This window comes from Thioalkalivibrio versutus (genome assembly GCF_001020955.1).
GTDB lineage: Bacteria > Pseudomonadota > Gammaproteobacteria > Ectothiorhodospirales > Ectothiorhodospiraceae > Thioalkalivibrio > Thioalkalivibrio versutus.
Genome location: NZ_CP011367.1, coordinates 2,891,475 through 2,911,970, shown reverse-complemented (window position 1 = coordinate 2,911,970; position 20,496 = coordinate 2,891,475). Strand labels below are relative to the sequence as shown.

General features: G+C 66.4%; 19 protein-coding genes. 11 read left to right on the top strand and 8 right to left on the bottom strand.

Going from position 1 to position 20,496, the window contains the following annotated elements:
• Positions 1-3: 3 nt before the first annotated feature.
• Genes yidD through rpmH form a run of 3 tightly spaced genes read right to left on the bottom strand, consistent with a single transcriptional unit; the run spans position 4 to position 768 of the window.
• Positions 4-261, bottom strand: coding sequence for a membrane protein insertion efficiency factor YidD (gene yidD, locus TVD_RS13510; RefSeq protein WP_047251849.1), 258 nt, complete (start codon positions 259-261; stop codon positions 4-6).
• Positions 258-611, bottom strand: coding sequence for a ribonuclease P protein component (gene rnpA, locus TVD_RS13505; protein ID WP_038084435.1), 354 nt, complete (start codon positions 609-611; stop codon positions 258-260). Before rnpA ends, yidD begins: the two co-directional genes overlap by 4 nt.
• Before the next feature lie 22 nt (positions 612-633).
• Complete coding sequence (rpmH, locus tag TVD_RS13500) at positions 634-768, bottom strand: 50S ribosomal protein L34 (protein WP_018141118.1); 135 nt, start codon at positions 766-768, stop codon at positions 634-636.
• 155 nt (positions 769-923) lie between these two features.
• Here rpmH and dnaA point away from each other — a divergent pair, with 155 nt between their 5' ends.
• From dnaA to TVD_RS13455, 9 genes are all read left to right on the top strand, one after another.
• Entirely contained in the window at positions 924-2,297 is a 1,374-nt protein-coding gene (dnaA, locus tag TVD_RS13495; RefSeq protein ID WP_018937512.1) for a chromosomal replication initiator protein DnaA, read from the top strand.
• A gap of 242 nt (positions 2,298-2,539) precedes the next feature.
• Complete coding sequence (gene dnaN, locus TVD_RS13490; RefSeq protein WP_047251848.1) at positions 2,540-3,643, top strand: DNA polymerase III subunit beta; 1,104 nt, start codon at positions 2,540-2,542, stop codon at positions 3,641-3,643.
• A gap of 13 nt (positions 3,644-3,656) precedes the next feature.
• Positions 3,657-4,739 (top strand): DNA replication/repair protein RecF, encoded by a 1,083-nt coding sequence (recF, locus tag TVD_RS13485; RefSeq protein ID WP_082119135.1) that lies wholly within the window; start codon positions 3,657-3,659, stop codon positions 4,737-4,739.
• A gap of 115 nt (positions 4,740-4,854) precedes the next feature.
• Entirely contained in the window at positions 4,855-7,284 is a 2,430-nt protein-coding gene (gene gyrB, locus TVD_RS13480) for a DNA topoisomerase (ATP-hydrolyzing) subunit B (RefSeq protein WP_047251847.1), read from the top strand.
• A gap of 39 nt (positions 7,285-7,323) precedes the next feature.
• Positions 7,324-7,842 carry a hypothetical protein gene (locus TVD_RS13475; RefSeq protein WP_047251846.1) on the top strand — a complete coding sequence of 173 codons (519 nt, stop codon included), beginning with the start codon at positions 7,324-7,326 and terminating at the stop codon, positions 7,840-7,842.
• A gap of 93 nt (positions 7,843-7,935) precedes the next feature.
• Positions 7,936-9,987: a M3 family metallopeptidase gene (locus TVD_RS13470; protein WP_047251845.1), complete on the top strand. Its 2,052-nt coding sequence runs from the start codon at positions 7,936-7,938 to the stop codon at positions 9,985-9,987.
• Complete coding sequence (gene xth, locus TVD_RS13465) at positions 9,984-10,751, top strand: exodeoxyribonuclease III (protein ID WP_047251844.1); 768 nt, start codon at positions 9,984-9,986, stop codon at positions 10,749-10,751. Before TVD_RS13470 ends, xth begins: the two co-directional genes overlap by 4 nt.
• Positions 10,752-10,796: 45 nt before the next feature.
• Positions 10,797-12,260 (top strand): 4-hydroxy-3-polyprenylbenzoate decarboxylase, encoded by a 1,464-nt coding sequence (ubiD, locus tag TVD_RS13460; RefSeq protein WP_047251843.1) that lies wholly within the window; start codon positions 10,797-10,799, stop codon positions 12,258-12,260.
• Between the two features lie 3 nt (positions 12,261-12,263).
• The gene (locus TVD_RS13455; RefSeq protein ID WP_047251842.1) at positions 12,264-13,247 is read left to right on the top strand and encodes an alpha/beta fold hydrolase; all 984 of its coding nucleotides are present in this window, start codon (positions 12,264-12,266) and stop codon (positions 13,245-13,247) included.
• Here TVD_RS13455 and TVD_RS13450 read toward each other — a convergent pair.
• Positions 13,244-13,828 (bottom strand): hypothetical protein, encoded by a 585-nt coding sequence (locus tag TVD_RS13450; protein WP_047251841.1) that lies wholly within the window; start codon positions 13,826-13,828, stop codon positions 13,244-13,246. The genes TVD_RS13455 and TVD_RS13450 overlap by 4 nt on opposite strands.
• 155 nt (positions 13,829-13,983) lie before the next feature.
• Between TVD_RS13450 and TVD_RS13445 the strand changes: the two genes are divergently transcribed.
• Positions 13,984-15,012 carry a CDP-6-deoxy-delta-3,4-glucoseen reductase gene (locus TVD_RS13445; protein WP_047251840.1) on the top strand — a complete coding sequence of 343 codons (1,029 nt, stop codon included), beginning with the start codon at positions 13,984-13,986 and terminating at the stop codon, positions 15,010-15,012.
• Between the two features lie 285 nt (positions 15,013-15,297).
• Here the strand turns inward: TVD_RS13445 and TVD_RS13440 are convergent, their stop codons facing one another.
• The 4 genes from TVD_RS13440 to TVD_RS13425 all read right to left on the bottom strand — a co-directional run bounded on the left by TVD_RS13440 (position 15,298) and on the right by TVD_RS13425 (position 18,931).
• On the bottom strand, positions 15,298-16,128 hold the full coding sequence (locus tag TVD_RS13440; RefSeq protein WP_047251839.1) for a uroporphyrinogen-III synthase: 831 nt from the start codon (positions 16,126-16,128) through the stop codon (positions 15,298-15,300).
• 4 nt (positions 16,129-16,132) lie between these two features.
• The gene (gene hemC / locus TVD_RS13435) at positions 16,133-17,035 is read right to left on the bottom strand and encodes a hydroxymethylbilane synthase (protein ID WP_047251838.1); all 903 of its coding nucleotides are present in this window, start codon (positions 17,033-17,035) and stop codon (positions 16,133-16,135) included.
• Positions 17,036-17,180: 145 nt separating this feature from the next.
• A complete protein-coding gene (locus tag TVD_RS13430; RefSeq protein ID WP_018175930.1) occupies positions 17,181-17,903 on the bottom strand; it encodes a LytR/AlgR family response regulator transcription factor in 723 nt (240 codons plus the stop codon).
• On the bottom strand, positions 17,900-18,931 hold the full coding sequence (locus TVD_RS13425; RefSeq protein WP_018168812.1) for a sensor histidine kinase: 1,032 nt from the start codon (positions 18,929-18,931) through the stop codon (positions 17,900-17,902). Before TVD_RS13425 ends, TVD_RS13430 begins: the two co-directional genes overlap by 4 nt.
• Positions 18,932-19,044: 113 nt before the next feature.
• On the opposite strand from TVD_RS13425, the gene argH reads away from it, so the two are divergent.
• Positions 19,045-20,493: an argininosuccinate lyase gene (gene argH / locus TVD_RS13420; protein ID WP_047251837.1), complete on the top strand. Its 1,449-nt coding sequence runs from the start codon at positions 19,045-19,047 to the stop codon at positions 20,491-20,493.
• The last annotated feature ends 3 nt before the right edge of the window (positions 20,494-20,496 follow it).

Below are 20,496 nucleotides of genomic sequence, written 5' to 3'. Positions count from 1 at the left end.
CGACTACTTTGAGGGTCGAGTGCTGGGAGTATCGGAACGCGGGTGCGGGACCGGGTCATAGCCACCGGGCGACCAGGGATGGCAGCGCAGGATGCGGCGCAGACCGAGCCAAAAGCCCCGCAGGACGCCGTGAGTCTCGACCGCCTCGACGGTATAGGCCGAGCACGTCGGGTAATGACGACAGTGAGGGGCCATGAACGGCGAGATGCCGTACTGGTAGGCCCGGACGGGCAACAGGGCGATCTTGCGTGGCAGAGTCATTGCAGACGTTCCAGCAGGCTGTCGATCTCGGCGCGCAGGGCGCGGCGGTCCATGGTCGCCGCACCGCCTCGGGCCAGCACGATCATGTCGACCGGTGGCAGGTGGGCCCGCCGCCGGCGGAAGGCCTCGCGCACGATGCGCTTGATCCGGTTGCGGTCCGATGCCTGGCGGACATGCCGCTTGCCAATCGCAAGGCCCAGGCGTGCCTCGCCAGATTCCGAATGGCGATACAGCAGGGTCAGATCGCGACCGCGCTGGCGCCGGGCGTCCTTGAAGACGCGCTGATAATCCGCACCGGTCAACAGACGGACGCGGCGCGGAAAGGTCTCGCTAGCTGGCGCCGCGGTCACGGGAGCCGGCGCGCCGCCCGGACTACGGGCAGAGGCGCTTGCGGCCCTTGGCGCGACGGGCGTTCAGGACCTTGCGACCACCACGGGTGGCCATGCGGGCCCGGAAGCCATGCGTGCGGGCGCGAACGAGCCGGCTGGGTTGAAAAGTGCGCTTCATGAGAGTTCCCGTGACGCTTGGTTAAAGGGCGGTGAAAACTAGCGCCATCCGGACGCAAAGTCAATCTCGAGGGTCGGCAAGTCGCTGGCACCGGGTACCCCCATCGGCGTAGACTCGGTGGCTTCCAATTCCCCCGTCGCCCCGGAGACGAACGCGTGTCAGCCAATGCCCTGTGGACAGCCTGTCTGGATCGCCTGCAGGGGAAGGTCAGCGAACAGCAACTCAACACCTGGCTGCGGCCGCTTCATGCCGAAGAGTCCGAAGGCGGGCTGCGACTGCTCGCGCCGAACCAGTTTGTGTTCGAGCACGTGCGCGATCACCTGCTGGAATCGATCGAGCAGACCGTGGGCGAGCTGCAGCCGGTGGGCGGGCAGGACGGGCGCCGCGTGCGACTCGGGATTGGTGGTGCGCAGATTCCGGTCCCGCCGACCCCCAGTGGTCGCGAGTCCCGCCATGAACGCGGTGCTGCAGACAAGAGCGCCAGCACTGCGCCACGCCCGCAGGGGCCCGTGAGTAACCTGAACCCGGCCTTCACCTTCGACAGCTTCGTCGAGGGCAAGTCGAACCAGCTCGCGCGCGCAGCCAGCCTCCAGGTCGCGGAAAACCCCGGGGTGGCCTACAACCCGTTGTTCATCTATGGCGGGGTCGGGCTTGGCAAGACCCACTTGATGCATGCCATCGGTCACAGCATCCTGGCCCGGCACCCCGAAGGGCGGATCATCTATCTGCACTCCGAGCGCTTCGTGGCGGACATGATCAAGGCGCTGCAGCACAACGCGATCGACGAGTTCAAGCAGCACTACCGCTCCGCCGACGCACTGCTGATCGACGACATTCAGTTCTTTGCCGGCAAGGAGCGTTCCCAGGAGGAGTTCTTCCACACCTTCAACGCGCTGCTGGAGGGCCAGCAGCAGATCATCCTGACCTCGGATCGCTACCCGAAAGAGGTCGAGGGGCTGGAGGAACGCCTGAAGTCACGCTTCGGCTGGGGGCTGACGATCGCGATCGAGCCGCCAGAACTGGAGACCCGGGTGGCCATCCTCCAGCGCAAGGCGGAGCAGGCGGGGATCGAGCTCCCGTCCGAGGTCGCATTCTTCATGGGCAAGCGGATCCGTTCCAACATCCGCGAACTGGAAGGCTCGCTGCGGCGGGTGATCGCCAACGCGCACTTTACCGGGAAACCGATCACCGTCGAGTTTGCCAAGGACGCTCTGCGCGACCTTCTCGCGGTACAGAACAAACTGATTACACTGGAGAATATCCAGAAGACGGTCGCGGACTACTATCGCGTGAAGGTGGCCGATCTGCTGTCGAGCCGGCGCAGCCGATCGATTGCCCGTCCGCGGCAGATCGCGATGGCCCTGGCAAAGGAACTGACCCAGCACAGCCTACCGGAGATCGGACAGGCCTTCGGCGGTCGCGATCACACCACGGTAATCCATGCCTGCCGGAAGGTCGCCGAACTCCGCGAGGCGGACGCCAGCCTGGACGAGGACTACTCGAATCTTCTGCGGACTCTCAGTAGCTGAAGTGGCTGTCCAATGGTCGGCAAAGCTGTGGATAAGCTGGGTGCAACTGCGGTATGGAAAGGTGGAAAACGCGGACCGCGAAACTGTCCACAGGTTGGGAACAGGCTTCACAGAGGTTCGCGAGAGCCAAAAAGTGTCGACAAATAACTGAATTTAAAAAGAAATCTGGGTTTCCTGCACAGGTCGACGTGCCCCTTATTACTACTATTTAAATATCTAAACACTAGATACAGGACATCGCCATGGAACTGTCTTTCAATCGCGAGACGATGACCGAAGCGCTGCAACGGATTGTGGGCGCGGCCGAAAAACGATTGACGATGCCGATCCTCGGGAATGTGCGTCTGCGACCGGATGACAACGGTGCGATCCGGATGGATACGACCGATCTCGAACTCGCCTGGCAGGCGGGTGCGGAAGGCACCATCCCGGGCGAATGCGATGTCACCGTATCGGTGCGCAAGCTGTTGGACGTCGTGAAGGCGGCCCCGGGGGACAGCGAGATTCGGGCTCGGGTGGAAGGCGAACGCATGACCGTGGGATTCGCCGGTTCGCGCTTCAGCCTGGCGACCCTGCCCGGCGCGGACTTCCCCGACTGGGAGGCGCGAGGGTCGGAGGTCGTGCTCGATGTACCCCAGAACCGGCTGCGACGTCTGCTGGAAGCGACGATGTTTTCGATGGCGCAGCAGGATGTGCGTTACTACCTCCAGGGTTTGCTCCTGGTGGCCAGCGGGACCAGTCTGCGGGCGGTCGCGACGGACGGGCATCGCTTGGCGCTGGCCGAGGTGGAACTCGAGCACCCGGTGGAGGCGCGAGTTGAACGCATTGTCCCGCGCAAGGCCGTGGCGGAGTTGCGACGAAATCTGGCCGACGACGAATCGACGGTCCGGATCGGCTTCGGGGAAGACCAGGTCGTATTCGAACTCGGCAAAGCGGTCCTGCGCAGCAAGGTGATCGAGGGGCGCTTCCCGGACTACGAACGGGTCATCCCCTCGGATCTGCCCTCCACGTTGCGGGTCGACCGGGAAGTTCTGAAACAGGCGTTGGGCCGGGTGGCGATTGTGGCGAGTGACAAGTATCGCGGCGTACGCATGGCCCTGGGGGAGAACGGTTGCCAGGTGATGACCCACAACGCGGATCGTGAAGAGGCCCAGGAGTCGGTCGAGGCGGAATACGACGGGGGGCCAATGGAGATCGGTTTCAACCTCGGGTACCTGGCGGACGTGCTGAATGTCCTGGAGACCGATCAGGTCCGGATCGGGCTACGTGACGGGAACTCGTCGATCCTGATTCAGGCGGAACCACCGGGCGGGGCGCGCTACGTGGTGATGCCGATGCGCCTGTAGATCCGGGGTCTGCGTGCTGGAGTCGCTGTGGTGGCAGGGGGTCCGCAACCTTGAGGAACAGGCCTTGACGTTGGGGCCGGGAATCAACCGGCTGGTCGGCCCGAACGGTGCAGGCAAGACCTCGATACTCGAAGCAGTGCATATCCTCGCGGCTGGGCGCTCGTTCCGTACTCAGCAATTACGTCGTGTTGGGCGGAGCGGAGCCGAAGGATTGTGGATTGGGGCAGTGGTGAAGGATCCGGCCGGGGGCTCCCATCGGCTGGGGATTAGCTGGGATGGTGCGCGCCGGTCGCGGCTCGATGGCCGTTGGATGGAAGGCCACGCGGCGGTCGCCGAGTGGTTGCCGGCGCGCACGCTGCATGCGGGCTCCTTCGAATTGTTGACGGGTGGACCGGAAGAACGCAGGCGCTTGCTGGACTGGGGCTGCTTCCATGCGATCCCGGGGTACCGGGGCCAGTGGCAGCGCTGGAAGCGGGCCCATGACCAACGTAATGCCGCCTTGCGCGCGGGGGACCGCGCGGGGGCTCGCGAGTTTGAGCGACCCTGGCTGGAATTCGGCGAGGCGATCAGTGACGCGCGGCGTCGTTACGTGGAGTCCTGGCAGGCGGCGACCATGGAGGCTGCCCGGCAGTTCGGATTCGGCGAGCGGTTAGCCGATTTGAACTTGAATCCGCGGATGGGCTGGGACCGGGAAAGGAGCCTGAGCGAGGCGCTGGAGCGTAGTCGGGAGGGCGACGAAGAACGGGGCTTCGCGCAGGCGGGGCCGCAGCGGGCCGACATTGATTTGCGGCTATCGGGTCGTCTCGCCGCCGAGGCCTCCCGGGGCGAGCAAAAGCGATTGGTTACGGCTCTCGTGGGCGGGCAGGCATGGATGCTCGAGGCCGAGACCGGGCGGGCGCCGGTGATGTTGCTGGACGATGTAGTGTCGGAGCTGGATCGCGAGGCAGTGGAGGGGTTGATGTCCGGGTTGTGTGCGTCGGGCTGGCAGATCCTGGTGACCGCTGTGGGAGATGACATCCCGGGGCTGGCAGGGGATACCGCAGGGCAATTGTTCCACGTGAAACATGGTCGCGTAACACCCGAATCCCCAGCCTGATGCGCCCCGGCCTTGGGTCTCGTCGCCCTCCTGGACCCCCGCACCTGACCTCACCGGTGCCCCCCGCCTTTGCGCTATACTGGCGTGTCTGCAACTGGCCGGATGACTGACCCGCATGTCCGAAACTGAAGCCCAAGATCCCTCCGTCTACGATTCCTCTCAGATCCGCGTCCTCAAGGGCCTGGATGCCGTTCGCAAGCGACCGGGCATGTACATCGGTGACACCGATGACGGTACAGGCCTGCACCACATGGTCTTCGAGGTGGTCGATAACTCGATCGACGAGGCGCTAGCGGGTCACTGCGACAGTATTGAGGTCACGATCCACGAGGACAATGCGGTCTCCGTTACGGACAACGGTCGCGGCATTCCCGTGGATATCCACGAAGAAGAGGGTATGTCGGCCGCCGAGGTCATCCTCACGGTCCTGCACGCAGGCGGGAAGTTCGACAATAACTCCTACAAGGTCTCCGGCGGCCTGCACGGCGTGGGTGTCTCGGTGGTGAATGCCCTGTCGGAAGAGCTCCGCCTGGAGATCCACCGGGATGGTCAGCGCCACGAACAGATCTATCACCTCGGTGTCCCGGATGCGCCGCTGGCGGTGACCGGTACCACGGAGCGCAACGGAACGAAGATCTGGTTTCGCCCCAGCCCGACCATCTTCACCGACATCAATTTTCACTACGAGATCCTCGCCAAGCGTCTGCGGGAGCTGTCGTTCCTCAACTCGGGCGTGCGCATCACGCTGCGCGATCACCGGGACAATCGCGAGGAGACCTTTGTCTTCGAAGGTGGTATCCGTGCCTTCGTCGAACACCTGAACCAGAAGAAAACCGCGCTGCATCCCACGGTCGTCTACGCCGACCAGATGCGCGAGGACTACGCAGTCGAAATCGCCCTGCAGTGGAATGACTCCTACCAGGAGAACATCTTCTGCTACACCAACAACATTCCGCAGCGCGACGGTGGCTCGCACATGGCGGGCTTTCGCGCCGCGCTGACGCGCACGATCAATCAGTACCTGGAGAACGAGGGCCTGATCAAGAAGGCCAAGGTCGCCACGGCGGGCGACGATATGCGCGAAGGCCTCACGGCCGTGCTCTCGGTCAAGGTGCCGGATCCCAAGTTCTCCTCGCAGACCAAGGACAAGCTGGTTTCCTCCGAGGTCAAGCCGATCGTTGAAAGCGTACTGTCGGACGCCCTCAATAACTTTCTGCTGGAACACCCGCAGGAAGCCAAGGCCATCACCGAGAAGGTGCTGGATGCCGCGCGAGCGCGCGAGGCCGCCCGCAAGGCGCGTGAGGTCACCCGCCGCAAGGGCGCGCTGGATATCGCCGGCCTTCCGGGCAAGCTGGCCGACTGCCAGGAGAAAGACCCGGCTCAGTCCGAGCTCTACCTGGTCGAGGGTGACTCCGCCGGCGGTTCGGCCAAGCAGGGTCGTGACCGCCATTTCCAGGCGATCCTGCCGCTCAAGGGCAAGATCCTGAATGTCGAGCGGGCGCGCTTTGACCGTATGCTGGGTTCGGCCGAGGTGGGCACGCTCATCACGGCGCTGGGCTGCGGTATTGGCAAGGAAGAGTACGATCCGGACAAGCTGCGTTATCACCGCATTATCATCATGACTGACGCGGATGTGGACGGCTCCCATATCCGTACCCTGCTTCTGACCTTCTTCTTCCGCCAGATGCCGGAACTGATCGAGCGTGGCCACGTGTATATCGCGCAGCCGCCGCTGTACAAGATCAAGCGTGGCAAGCGCGAGCAGTACGTGCGCGACGAGGCCGAAATGGGCGAGATCGTGATCTCCCTCGCCCTGGACGGCGCCGCGCTCTATCCCAGCCCGGATGCACCTCCGATTACCGGCGAGGCCTTCGAAGACCTGGTGAAGGGCTATCAAAAGGCCGCGCGCGCCGTGCAGCGCCTGGGCCGGATGTACGACTCGCGAATCCTCTGGGCGATGCTCGAGGCCGACGCGATCCCCGAACCTCGAAGCGTGACCAACGCTGCGGTTCAGGCGTGGTTTGCCCGCATCCTGGAGAATCTGTCCAGCGACAAGGCGGGTGCCACCCGCTACAGCCTGGGGCCGGTGACCCAGCATGACGGCACGGCGCAGCTGAGCCTGGACCGCATCGAACACGGCGCCGCCCTGTCGCAGTACATCACCGATGACACCCTGGCTTCGCGTGATTTTCAGGCAGTACTCGACCTGTCCGCCCGTCTTAACGCCCTTCTCGACGAAGGTGCGTATATGAAGCGCGGAGAACGCGTCCACGTGATCGAGGGCTTTTCCGAAGCCATGGAATGGCTCCTGCAGGAAGGCCGCCGCGGGCTGGCAACCCAGCGCTACAAGGGCCTAGGCGAGATGAATCCCGACCAGCTTTGGGACACCACGATGAACCCGGAATCCCGCCGCCTGCTCCAGGTCCGGGTCGAAGATGCCATCCGTGCCGACGAAATCTTCACCACCCTGATGGGCGATCAGGTCGAGCCGCGTCGCGAATTTATCGAGTCGCGAGCCCTCAGTGCCGAGAACGTCGATATCTGACGTACTCGCTGCCACGGTACGACGAATCCCGCCGGCACCATGCAGGTCCTGGCCGCACTCCTGGTCCTGGTGATTCTGGCGCTGGTCGCGTTTCGCCTGTACACCCATCTTGCGGTCCATGAACGCCGCGTCGTCGCGGCCTGGGATCGACTCGATACCCTGCTCACCCAGCGCAATGGCCTGCTGGAGCGGGCTTGTTCCGCGACCCGGGCCGATCTGCCCCTGGACCTGCGGGCGCTCCAACAGCTGGTCCAGGAACAGGAGCGAGCGCGACGCTGCGGTGATCTTCCCGGTCTGGCCCGGGGCGAACGCGCCATCCGCGCCGAATGGGACCATATACGAACACAAATCCTTGATAAATATAACAATTTGTCGGTTTCGCCCGATCGACTGCCCCCTCGCGTAGCGGCACTGGACCAAGCAATTACGGAGGCCCTCGGCCGCTACAATGCTGCTGTGGATGCCTATGCCGGGCTGCGCTGCCAGTGGGCCTACGGACTCCTCGCCCGCCTCGCTGGCCATGCCGTCTTTCACCCCGTTCGCCCGCCGAGCCCATAAGCTTCGCCCCGACGACCCCGTTGCCGGGAACACCCTGCCGGGCTTTCTGTCCGAATGGCATAATCCACTGCTGGCCCGACCCCTGGAGATACCGTGTCCAACCCCTTGCTGCAGACCGACCGGCTGCCCGCCTTTCGTGCCATCGAGCCCCAACATGTCCTGCCCGCGGTGGAAACCGTCCTGGTGGAGAATCGCGCGGAGATTGATCGGCTGGTCGCGGCCGTCGGGGATCAACCGACCTGGGCCACGCTGATCCAGCCGTTGCAGGCGCTGGACACGCGCCTGGATGCCGTCTGGTCCCCGGTGGGTCACCTCAATGCGGTCATGAACGGTCCCGAGATTCGGGAGGCATACAACGCCAGCCTTCCCCTGTTGTCGGATTACGGCAGCTGGGTCTCGCAGCATCAGGGCCTGTACCGGGCGGTCCGTCGCCTGGCAGACAGTGAAGAGTACGCGCAGCTTTCGCCCCAGCGGCGCAAGGTGCTGGATGACATGCTGCGTGATTTCCATCTGAGCGGCGTCGATCTCCCCGAGGCCGAGCGTGACCGCCTGCGCGCCATCAACGCCCGCCTTTCGGAGCTGACTGCACGTTTCGAAGAGAACGTGCTGGACGCCACTCAGGCCTGGACCTGGCAGACCGATGATGCGGCCGCGCTCGCCGGCATCTCCGAGTCCGATCGGGCCATGCTCGCGCAGAACGCTCGCGATCACGACCAGACGGGCTTTGTCGTGACCCTGGATATCCCCAGCTACCTCGCAGTCATGACCCACGCCGAGGATCGCGACCTGCGTTTCCGTGTGTACGAGGCCTTCACGACGCGTGCGTCTGACCTCGGGCCCGGCGCCGGCAATCACGACAACAGCGAGATCATGGTCGAGATCCTCCAGTTGCGCGAGGAGAAGGCGCATCTGACGGGCTTTCGCCACTACGCCGAGCGTTCGCTCGCGACCAAGATGGCCGATAGCGCCGAGCAGGTCGAAGGCTTCCTCCAGGATCTGGCGCACCGCGCGCGCCCCCGGGCCGAGCGCGACCTGGACGAGTTGCGCGCCTTTGCCCGCGACGAGCTCGACCTGGGAACCCTGGAGGCCTGGGACATGGCCTTCGCGGCCGAGAAGATGCGCGAGCGGCGCCTGGGTCTCAGCCAGGAGATGTTGAAGCCCTACTTCCCCGCTGACCGCGCAGTCAACGGCTTGTTCGGTCTGGTCCAGCGCCTGTTCCAGGTCCGCTTCGAGCCCGACGACAGCATCGAGACCTGGCACGACGACGTCCGGTTCTATCGCATCTTTGACGCGAATGGTACCGAACGCGCCGGCTTTTACTTCGATCTCTACGCCCGCAAGAACAAGCGCGGCGGCGCCTGGATGGATGTCTGCCGCAACCGTTTCATCTCCGAGGACCGCGCCCAGCTGCCGGTCGCCTACATGACCTGCAACTCCACCCCGCCGGTGGACGGCAAGGCGGCCCTTTTTACTCATGACGAAGTGATTACGCTGTTCCACGAGTTCGGTCACGGCCTGCATCACATGCTGACCCGGGTGGACGAACCCGACATCGCCGGCATCAACGGCGTGGAATGGGATGCGGTCGAACTGCCCAGCCAGTTCATGGAGAACTGGTGCTGGGAACGCGAGGCGCTGGATCTGTTCGCGCGCCACCACGAGACCGGCGAGGCGATGCCCGAGGACCTGTTCCAGCGCCTGCAGGGGACGCGCCATTTCCACGCGGCGTTACAGCTATTGCGCCAGGTCGAGTTCTCCCTCTTCGACATGCGCCTGCATGCCGGGCCCGCCCCTGCGCAGGCCGCGGACATCCAGCAGCTCCTGGAGACCGTGCGTCAGGAGATCGCGGTGGTCCATCCGCCGGCGTTCAATCGCTTCGCCCACGGCTTCGGCCATATCTTCGCCGGCGGCTACGCCGCGGGGTACTACAGCTACAAGTGGGCCGAGGTCCTGTCGGCTGACGCATTCGGGCGCTTCGAAGAGGAAGGTCTGTTTTCGTCCGAGGTGGGGGCGGCCTACCTGCGCGAGATTCTCGAGGCCGGCGCCTCGCGCCCGGCCGCGGATTCCTTCCGTGCCTTCCGCGGGCGCGATCCGCAGATCGACGCCCTGTTGCGCCATAGCGGCCTGGAGGAGAAAGCCGCGTGAAGATCGCCAGCTGGAACGTCAATTCGCTCAAGGTGCGTCTGCCGCAGGTCCTCGATTGGCTGGGGAGCTCGCGGACCGACGTCCTGGCCCTGCAGGAGACCAAGCTGACCGACGAGAACTTTCCGGCCGCGGCCATCCGCGATGCGGGCTATCAGGTCGTGTTCTCCGGGCAGAAGACCTACAACGGCGTGGCCATCATCTCCCGCACCGAGGCCACCGACGTGGTCACCGACCCGCCCGGGCTCGAGGACGCCCAGCGCCGTATCCTCGCCGCCACCATCGGCGAGGTTCGCGTGGTCAACCTGTATGTCGTGAACGGCGAGAACGTCGGAACCGAGAAATACGCCTACAAGCTGGACTGGCTGGCGCGGCTGCACGCCTGGCTGGCCGACGAGCTTGCGCAGCACCCGAATCTCGTGGTCCTCGGTGACTTCAACATCGCCCCGGATGATCGCGACGTGCACGACCCCGAGGCCTGGCACGAGCGCATCCTGTGCTCCACGCCGGAACGCGAGGCCCTGGCCGCGCTGACCGATCTCGGCCTCACGGATACCTTCCGCACCTTCGAGCAGCCCGCGGAGGAGTATTCCTGGTTCGATTATCGAGCTGCGTCCTTCCGTCGCAATCGGGGCCTGCGCATCGACCTGGTCCTGGCCAGCGCTCCCTTGCAGGCCCGTCTGCAGGCCGCGGGCATCGACCGCGAACCGCGTGCCTGGGAGCGTCCGTCCGACCATGCCCCGGTCTGGGCGGAATTCTCCGCCTAACCCTGGCCCGGGTCGCACCAACCGGCCATTCCCGAGGGAGACCCCGTGAAGTACAAGGATCTGCGCGATTTCATTGATGGCCTCGAACAGCGCGGCGAGCTGCGCCGCATCACCCGCGAGGTGGACCCGAACCTGGAGATGACCGAGATCGCCGACCGCGTCCTGCGCGCCGGCGGCCCGGCCCTGCTGTTCGAAAACCCCACCGGCTCCGACATCCCGGTGCTCGCCAACCTGTTCGGCACCCCGGAGCGGGTGGCCATGGGCATGGGCGAGGATTCTGTGGAGGCCCTGCGCGAGGTCGGGCGCCTGCTCGCCTTCCTCAAGCAGCCGGACCCACCCAAGGGGCTCAAGGCCGCCTGGGAACAGCTGCCGATCTTTCGCAAGGTGCTGGACATGGCGCCGAAGAAGGTCCGTGGGGCGCCCTGTCAGCGCCATGTGCTGGAGGGCGATGCGGTTGATCTCGACCAACTCCCGGTCCAGACCTGCTGGCCGGAAGACGCCGGCCCGCTGATTACCTGGGGCCTGGTGGTCACCCGTGGCCCGGAGAAGTCGCGTCAGAACCTCGGGATCTATCGCCAGCAGGTCATTGGGCGCAATCGCGTGATCATGCGCTGGCTGTCCCATCGCGGCGGGGCCCTCGATTTTCGCGAGTGGTGCCAGGCCCACCCCGGCGAGCCGTTTCCCATCGCGGTCGCCCTGGGTGCCGATCCGGCCACCATCCTCGGCGCCGTGACCCCGGTGCCGGACACCCTGTCCGAATATGCCTTCGCCGGGCTGCTGCGTGGCAGTCGAACCGAGGTCACCCGCTGCATCGGTTCCGACCTGGAGGTCCCGGCCTCCGCCGAGTTCGTGCTCGAGGGGCACATCCACCCGGGCGACACCGCGCCGGAGGGTCCGTTCGGGGACCACACGGGTTACTACAACGAGGTGGACGAATTCCCGGTCTTCACCATCGACCGCATCACCCATCGCGATCAGCCGATCTACCATTCCACCTACACCGGTCGCCCGCCGGACGAGCCCGCCGTGCTCGGGGTGGCCCTGAACGAGGTCTTCATCCCGATCCTGCAGAAGCAGTTCCCGGAGATCGTGGACTTCTACCTGCCGCCCGAGGGTTGTTCCTACCGTCTGGCCGTCGTCTCCATGCGCAAGCAGTACCCGGGCCACGCCAAGCGCGTGATGATGGGGGTGTGGTCCTTCCTGCGTCAGTTCATGTACACCAAGTTCGTGATTGTGGTTGACGACGACGTGAACACCCGCGACTGGAATGACGTGATCTGGGCACTCACCACGCGCATGGACCCGGCCCGCGACACCACCCTCGTGGAAAACACCCCCATCGACTATCTCGACTTTGCCTCGCCGGTCTCGGGTCTGGGGTCCAAGATGGGCATGGACGCGACCTCCAAATGGCCGGGCGAGACCGATCGCGAGTGGGGCCGGCCGATCGCCATGGACGAGGCGGTCAAGCGCCGCGTGGACGAGATCTGGGATGAACTGGGGATATGAGGCGTGACGCGCCGCCGAATCCCGGGCGCGGTCGGGCTCCTGGCTGTACTGCTGCTGGCCTTGACCGCCTGTGCGGCCGCCCCGGAGCGTGAAACCGTGCGCGCGGCGGGGCCCCCAGTGAAGGAAGCTCCCGTGGGCGCAGCGATTGCCCCCGATCGCGTCCGCCGCTGGTCGGCCGCAGAACCCGTCGCCGTGGTGATCGCCCTGCACAGCTTCCGCGATCACGCCGGTGCCTATGACGCCCTGGGCCCCTGGCTGGCCGATCGCGGCTACAGTGTCCAGGCGCTGGATCAGCGCGGCCATGGCACCAGCGAGCCGCACGGCCGCTGGCCGGGTACCGAACCCCTGATCAGCGACGTGGCTGCAATGGTCCGCGCGGCGCAAGCGGAGGACCCCGACCGGCCGATCTTCCTGCTGGGCGAGAGCATGGGCGGCTCCGCCGCGCTAGCGAGCCTCGCCACCCACCCAGAGCTGGAGGTCGCCGGGGTGATGGCGGTCGCCCCGGGCCTGCGTGGCGGGATCCCCGCACGCGGTTTCTGGGATGCTGCCGTACGCACCGGCGAGGTCCTTGCCGGCGGGCTCACGCTGACCATCGACCCCGACTACTCCGACAGCCTCGCGCCCGCCGCGGTCGAACGCTTCTCCACGGATCCGCGCATCATTCGCCGCGTGCGCATGGATACCTATGCCGGCGTGGTCTGGCTGGCCCAGTACGCCACGGATCATATCGGCCACGTCACGGCCCCGGTGGTGTACCTGTGGGGCGAGCAGGACGGGACGATCCAGCGCGAGTCGGTCTGCATGGCCGCCCGTGCCCATCCACAGGGCCAGGCCGAGGTCTGGACCGACGCCGACTGGCCGCATCTCATTTTGCACGCCCCCGACTGGCAGACCACGGCCACCCGCTTGGTCGACTGGATGCAGCGGTTGGCAGGCGACGAGGTCGGCGCCCGCACGGCGCGAAGGCCCGACCCCTGCGACGATTAGTCGCCCAGGTGGGCACCGTCCTCCGGCGCCGCCGACCAGGCCGCGATATCACGGCCCATCACCTGCACGGTACGCCCCAGCACCGAACACGAGCCCTTGAAGCCGCCGAATGCGCCGCCGCCCGAGAAGCGCCGCGAGGTAAAGCTGGCCTGCTCCTCGCCGTCCGCGTACAGCGTTCCCGCTGCCTCGGTTACCTTGCGGTGGCCGATCCAGGCATTGCCACCGCTGACCGCGTCGGTCAGCTCGACCATCAGCACCTGGCCACTGGACGCTGGATCGAGATCCTGGCTGCGCTGGAAGCGGATGCCCTGATCGGCCCCGTAGTGCTCGATGAACTCGGAGAACTGTTCCCCCAGGTTGCACTCCTGGCGGATGTTGTTGGCGATGGTGGCATCGGCGCTGTAGGGCACCGCCTGCGCAACCCGGATCACCGGCGCATCCGCCGCGACCTCGACGGTAGCGGCCGGCGTGTCCGTCGGCGTGGCCGCCGCATCTCCGGAATCGGTGGAACGGGTCTCGTTGGAGGCGCAGCCGCTTGCAAGCAGCAGCCCGGCCCCGGCGGCAATCAGTAGGTGACGCATGGCATTCCCTTGTCGTTTTTATGGTTAGGGCCCGATTCTGCCGAACCCGTCCGCGCGAGGGAACCCCTACGCCGACGACCCGGCCGGACTGCGGTTGCTTGCGTTCGGGGCGGCAGCGGCGAGAATAACGGCCTTTCCGCGACCGAGGGTTTCCGATGGCGTTCGATGTCACCATTCAGCCCAGTGGCCATGTATTCGAGGTCGAAGACGACGAGACCGTCCTCGAGGCCGGCCTGCGCCAGGGCTTCGCCTTTCCCTACGGCTGCCGCAATGGCGCCTGTGGCTCCTGCAAGGGGCGGGTGCTGCAGGGCGAGGTCGATCACGGGCCGAACAAGCCACCGGGCATCAGCGAGGCGGAACTGGCCGACGGCATGGCCTTGTTCTGCCAGGCGGTCCCGGTGGACGACCTCGAGATCGAGGTGAAAGAGATCGGCGCAGCCAGGGACATCGTGGTCAAGACCCTGCCGTGTCGCGTGGCGGCCCTGAACCGCCTGGCCGACGACGTGATGGAGCTGCGTCTGCAGCTCCCGGCCGCCGAGCGCCTCCAGTTCCTCGCCGGGCAGTACCTGGACATCCTGCTCAAGGGGGGCGAGCGCCGCAGCTATTCCCTGGCCAACGCCCCGCACGATGACGCGCAGCTGTCCCTGCATGTCCGGCACATGCCGGGCGGGCGTTTCTCCACCATGGTGTTCGAGGAGCTCAAGCCCAAGGCGCTGCTGCGTATCGAGGGGCCGCTGGGCAGCTTTTTCGTCGACGAGGAATCCCCGCGCCCGCGCCTGTTCGTTGGTGGGGGCACCGGTTTTGGTCCGTTGAAAGGCATGCTGGACCATCTGGCCGCCGAGGGACTGGATCGACCGCACCACCTGTTCTGGGGCGCCCGCGGCGCCGATGGCATCTATGCCCCGGACTGGCTGCAGCAGATGACCGCCGAGCACGCCGGGCAGTTCCGTTTCACGCCGGTGCTGTCGGATACGCCGGCCGAGACCGCCGCCGGCTTTGCGGCCGTCAGCGGCTGGCCTCACGATGCGGTGCTGTCGGAGTACCCGGACCTGTCCGGCTTTGATGTCTACATGGCCGGGCCACCGGCGATGATCCACGCCGCGCGCGAGGTCTTCCAGGCGGCCGGTCTGCCGCCGGAGCAGCTGTACTACGACAGCTTCGAACCGGCCACCCCGGCCGAGTAACACCGCGGCGCCCGCGTCGCTTATTCACCACGAAGGGCGCGAAGACACGAAGAAAGGCAAGGTCACAATCGGTTGAACCACAGAGGAGACTGAGGTCACGGAGAAAACCGGGGATGGCGTCATAAGGACGGTAGGATGCGGATGAGCGCAGCGAATCGCATCAGTCCCTCTGCGAACCGCTGATCCCCGACCTCGATGCCCGATGGGTCTGCTCACCACAGCCCCGCGCGGGGACGACGGGCCAACACCTGTGGTGTAACCGCCCTTCTTCGTGCCAGAAAAAACCTAAGCCCCATCGGCGCGCAGGCGTTCCGCGAGATGATGGACTGCCGCCAGCATGGCCGCATCGGTCGGGTCCTCGGCGGTCTCGACGGCGGCCTTGAAGCCCAGCTCCTGCGCGATCTCCGCGATGCGTTCGCTGCCGACCACCAGCGGGGTCTTGCGCAGCCACATGCGCCCCAGCTTGCCGACCATCTCGTACAGGTTGCGCAGCCCCTCGCCACTGGTGATGGTGATCACGCCGATCTGCCCGCGCGAGAAGGCGTACATCAGCTCGCCGGTATCGCCCTCGGGGCGCCCGCGGCGGTAGGCCTCGGCAAAGGTCACCTCGGCGCCGCGGGCCTTCAGGGTGTCGCCCAGCAATTCGCGGCCGCCATCGCCGCGGAAGATCACCACGCGCTTGCCGGCCACGTCCTGCATCGCCTCCTGCGCCAGCAGGGCCTCGCTGTCGAAGCGTCGCGGCGGCAGGATGTCCGCCGGGCGCCCGAAGCCCTTCAATTCCTGCGCCGTGCGGTTGCCGATCGCCGCGATCTTTGTGGTGGCGGGCCATGAATGTTCCGCCAGGGCCAGATTGAGCACGCGCTGGACGGCGTTCGGGCTGATGAACACGGCGATATCGAAGTCCGCCAGCCGGTCCAGGACCTCGCGCAGGTTGGTGGGATCACTGGGGGCCAGGATCTCCAGCACGGGAAAGCGGATCACGCTCGCGCCCTCGGCCGTCAAGGCGGTACAGAACGGCTCCGCCTGGGCGGCCGGCCGGGTGACCAGGATGCCAAGGCCGGCGAGCGGGCCGCGGGCCTCGTCGACCACCGTGTTGTCGTCTGCGGATGCGGTCATGCGTCTACCCCTTCGTGTCCTGGCCGTGTTCCCGATGTGCGGCCGCGAGCAGTTCGCCTGCCCCGAGTTCCAGCAGCATGTCCGCCAGGCGGATCCCCAGGGCCTGGGCGTCGCTGCGCGGCCCCTCGACCTGGCGGCGCAACAGGCGACTGCCATCCACCGCGCCGACCAGGCCGTCCAGGTGCAGCTGATCCCCGACCAGCGTCGCATGGGCAGCCAGTGGGACCTGACAGCCGCCTTCCAGGCGACGGTTGAAGGCCCGCTCGGCGCGCACGCGGTCGGCGGTATCCGTATCGTTCAATGGTGCGATCAGCGCGCCGATGGCGGTATCGCCGGCGCGACACTCGATGGCGATGGCACCCTGACCAACCGCCGGCAGGCTGACGTCCGGCTCCAGGCAGCTGCGAATCCGCTCATGGAACCCGAGGCGTTTGAGCCCGGCTGCAGCGAGCAGGATGGCGTCGTATTCGCCGGCATCGAGCTTGCCCAGGCGGGTATTCACGTTGCCGCGCAGGTCACGGACCTCCAGGTCCGGTCGCCGCGCGCGCAGCTGGCATTGCCGGCGCAGGCTGGAGGAGCCAACCCGGGCCCCCTGCGGCAGCTCGTCGACATGTGCGTACTGGTTGGACACGAACGCGTCCAGTGGATCCTCGCGGTCGAGGATCACCGGCAGTTCGAGCAGCTCGGGCAGCTCCATCGGCACGTCCTTCACCGAGTGCACCGCGATGTCGGCGCGGTCCTCCAGCAGCGCGATCTCCAGCTCCTTCACGAACAGGCCCTTGCCGCCGATCCGCGCCAGCGGGGAGTCCAGGACACGGTCGCCCTGGGTGGTCATGCCCACCAGTTCAACCGGGCGTTCCGGATCACGGGCGCGCAGACGGGCGGCGACGTGTTCGGCCTGCCACATGGCAAGCGGGCTCTTTCGGGTGGCGATGCGTACAGGCTTCATGGATTGTCCGGGCGAGCCACGGCGCGAGCGGCCGGGCGTTCAAACGGCCTAGTATAACGGCGAATGCTTCGCGCCCCGAATCCCGCAGGGGTGTGCGGCCCTCTCAGGTCCCGTTGCGCAGGTAATCACGCACTCGTGGCAGCTGGCGGCGGCTGATGGGGATGGGGTCCAGGTCGTCGTGGAACAGCAGGCGGTGGTCGGTCTGGCCGAGGCTTTCGACGCCCTTGACCGAGGCCTTCACCGCCAGGCAGCCGCGGTGCACCCGCAACAGGGCGGGGCCGTACAGGCCCTCCAGTTCGCGCAGGCGGGCGTCGACGAAGCCGGCCAGGCGTGCCGAGCGCGCCATGACGTAACCGCCCTCCGCGATGAAGATGTCCACCTGTTCCAGCGGTACGCGTTCCTCGCGCCGGCCGACGGTGATGTGGACCTCGTTCGGGAAGGTCTCGGGCCGGTCCTGTTTTTGCTGCACCGCACGCTGCAACGCCTGTTCCAGCCGTTCGCGGCGCACCGGCTTCAGCACGTAGTCGCGCACCCCGGCCTCGAACGCCTCCAGCGGAAAGCGGTCGTGTGCGGTGACCAGGATTACCGTCAGCGCGGGATCTTCCGCATGCAGACGCCGCGCGAGTTCCAGCCCGGTTTCCCCGGGCATGTCGATATCCAGCAGCAGGGCATCCGGCGCGTGGTCCTGCAATTGCATCTCGACCTCGCCGGCATGCGCAGCTTGCGCCACCACCCGATGCCCCAGCTCCTGGGCGAGCGCGGTCAGGCGTTGACGGGCAATCGGCTCGTCGTCGGCAATCAATAACTCCAGTCGAGCGTTGTTCATGTGGTTTCCCCCCGGTTCGCGAGCGGCAAACGGATCCGGACCTCGAACCGCTCGGCCTCGGCCTCGGCCTCGAAGTGTACCTGCCCGCCGAAGGCGTGCTGCAGCCGCAGGCGTACCGCATCGGTGGCGGTGCCGGTCCCCTCGCCGCGTGCGTGTGGATCCACGGTGTTGCCGATGGTCACCGTGACCCGTCCGGAATCCATGCGGCAGCGCACCCATATGCGCCCTGCGCCGCGTGCGGGTGCGATCCCGTGCTGGATCGCGTTCTCCGCCAGCGGTTGCAGGATCAGCGTGGGCACATCGAGATCCAGGCCCGGGTGGTCGGGGCAGTCCCAGTCGAGTACCAGGCGTTCGCCGAAACGGGTCTGTTCGATCTCGAGGAACGCGCGGACCAGGTCCAGCTCCTCACGCAGCGAGTGGCGGTCGCCGGTGGCGAATGTGGCGCGGAACAGATCCGCCAGATCCAGGGTGATCTGTTCCGCACGCGCAGGATCACTGCGACACAGCCCGGCGATGGTGTTCATGCTGTTGTAGAGAAAATGCGGGCGCAGGCGGGCGCGCATGGCCTGTTCCCGGGCCGCTGCCACGGCCCGGGTTTCGCGTTGCCAGGCCGCCTGCAGGTACAGGTAGTGCATGGCCATCAGGCTGAGGATGGTGGCGACGCCGATCACCGGCCAGCGCAGCGCCGGGTCGGCCAGCACCAGTTCCTCCGCGAGGCGATAGACGATGGCGGTGTTGGCGATGGGAACCAAGGGCGGCAGCACGATCTGCGCGGTCAGCGGCAGTCGGTGCAGCGATCTCTTGAGCCCGCACAGGATCAACAGGCTGGTCAGCGCCACCCAGAAGATGAACAGCGCGTGCAGCGCCAGGGCCGACAGCCAGTCCTGGCCGCCGCCGCGCAACAGGGCCACGGCCAGTGCCAGCAGCACGGCCACCATGAGCACGCGCAGCAACGTCTCCGCACTGCAGAAATCGGGCAGCGGCGAGAGCTCCCCGGTGGTGTCCCTGGTGGTTTCCCCCTGGGCCATGCGTAACACTCTCCCCTGTTGCCGTGCGCAAACGGGCGCGGGACCGCGCCATGTTCACTCCCCGGCTGTGCCCGTATACTTCCGTGTCTTTCCCACCCGCTTCAGGATGCACCATGACGCAGGATTCCCCGCACGACAAGCCAGCCGCCACGCCTGCCGCCTCCGGTGAGGCCAAGCTGTGGGGCGGGCGCTTTTCCGAGCCGACCGATGCCTTCGTCGAGCGCTTCACCGCGTCGGTGGATTTCGACTGGCGTCTGTACCGCGAGGACATCCAGGGCTCGCAGGCGCATGCGCGCATGCTGGCCAAGGTCGGGGTGCTGACAGAGGCCGAGGCCGGGGAGATCCTCGCGGGGCTGGACGCGATCCGCGATGAGATTGCCGCCGGCGAGTTCGACTGGCAGGTCGGGCGCGAGGACGTGCACATGAACATCGAGGCGCGGCTGATCGAGCGCATCGGCGACGTCGGCAAGAAGCTGCACACCGGGCGTTCGCGCAACGACCAGATCGCGACCGACATCCGCCTGTGGCTGCGCGCGGCCATCGACGATGTCCTGCGCCTGATCCGCGGCTATCAGGATGGCCTGGTGGCCCTGGCCGAGCGTGAGGCGGATACCGTGATGCCCGGCTTCACCCATCTGCAGACCGCCCAGCCGGTCACCTTTGGCCATCACATGCTGGCCTGGTACGAGATGCTGGAGCGCGATGCCGAGCGTCTGCGTGATACGCGGCGCCGGGTGAACATCCTGCCGCTGGGCGCAGCCGCGCTGGCTGGTACGCCGTATCCGCTGGATCGTGAATACACCGCCGAACTGCTGGGTTTCGACAGTGTCACCCGCAACTCCCTGGACGCCGTCTCCGATCGTGATTTCGCCATCGAATTCACCGCGGCCGCCGCGACCCTGATGATGCACCTGTCGCGTCAGGCCGAGGAGCTGGTGCTGTGGACCAGCGCCCAGTTCGCCTTCATCGAGCTGCCGGATCGCTACTGCACCGGCTCCTCGATCATGCCGCAAAAGAAGAACCCGGACGTACCCGAACTGGTGCGGGGTAAGACCGGCCGGGTCTACGGCCACCTGATGTCGCTGCTGACCCTGATGAAGAGCCAGCCGCTGGCGTACAACAAGGATAATCAGGAAGACAAGGAACCGCTGTTCGACACCGTCGACACCCTGCTGGGCTCGCTGCGCGCGTTCGGCGACATGGTGCCGAACCTTGAGGTGCGGCGGGAGAATACACTGGCGGCGACGCGCAAGGGCTTCGCCACGGCGACCGATCTGGCCGACTACCTGGTCGGGCGCGGTGTGGCCTTTCGCGATGCCCACGAGGTCGTCGGGCGAGCGGTGCGTATTGCGCAGGAGCGCGGGGTGGACCTGGCGGAGCTGCCGCTGGCGGACCTGCAGGCGATCAGCCCGGCGGTGGGCGAGGACGTGTTCACGGTGCTGACGCCCGAGGGCTCGGCCGCCGCGCGTAACCTCACGGGGGGGACCGCCCCGGAACAGGTGCGCCGCCAGGCTGCGGCCGCCCGCGAGCACCTGGCCGCGCTGGCCCGCGCCGACCGCTGAGTT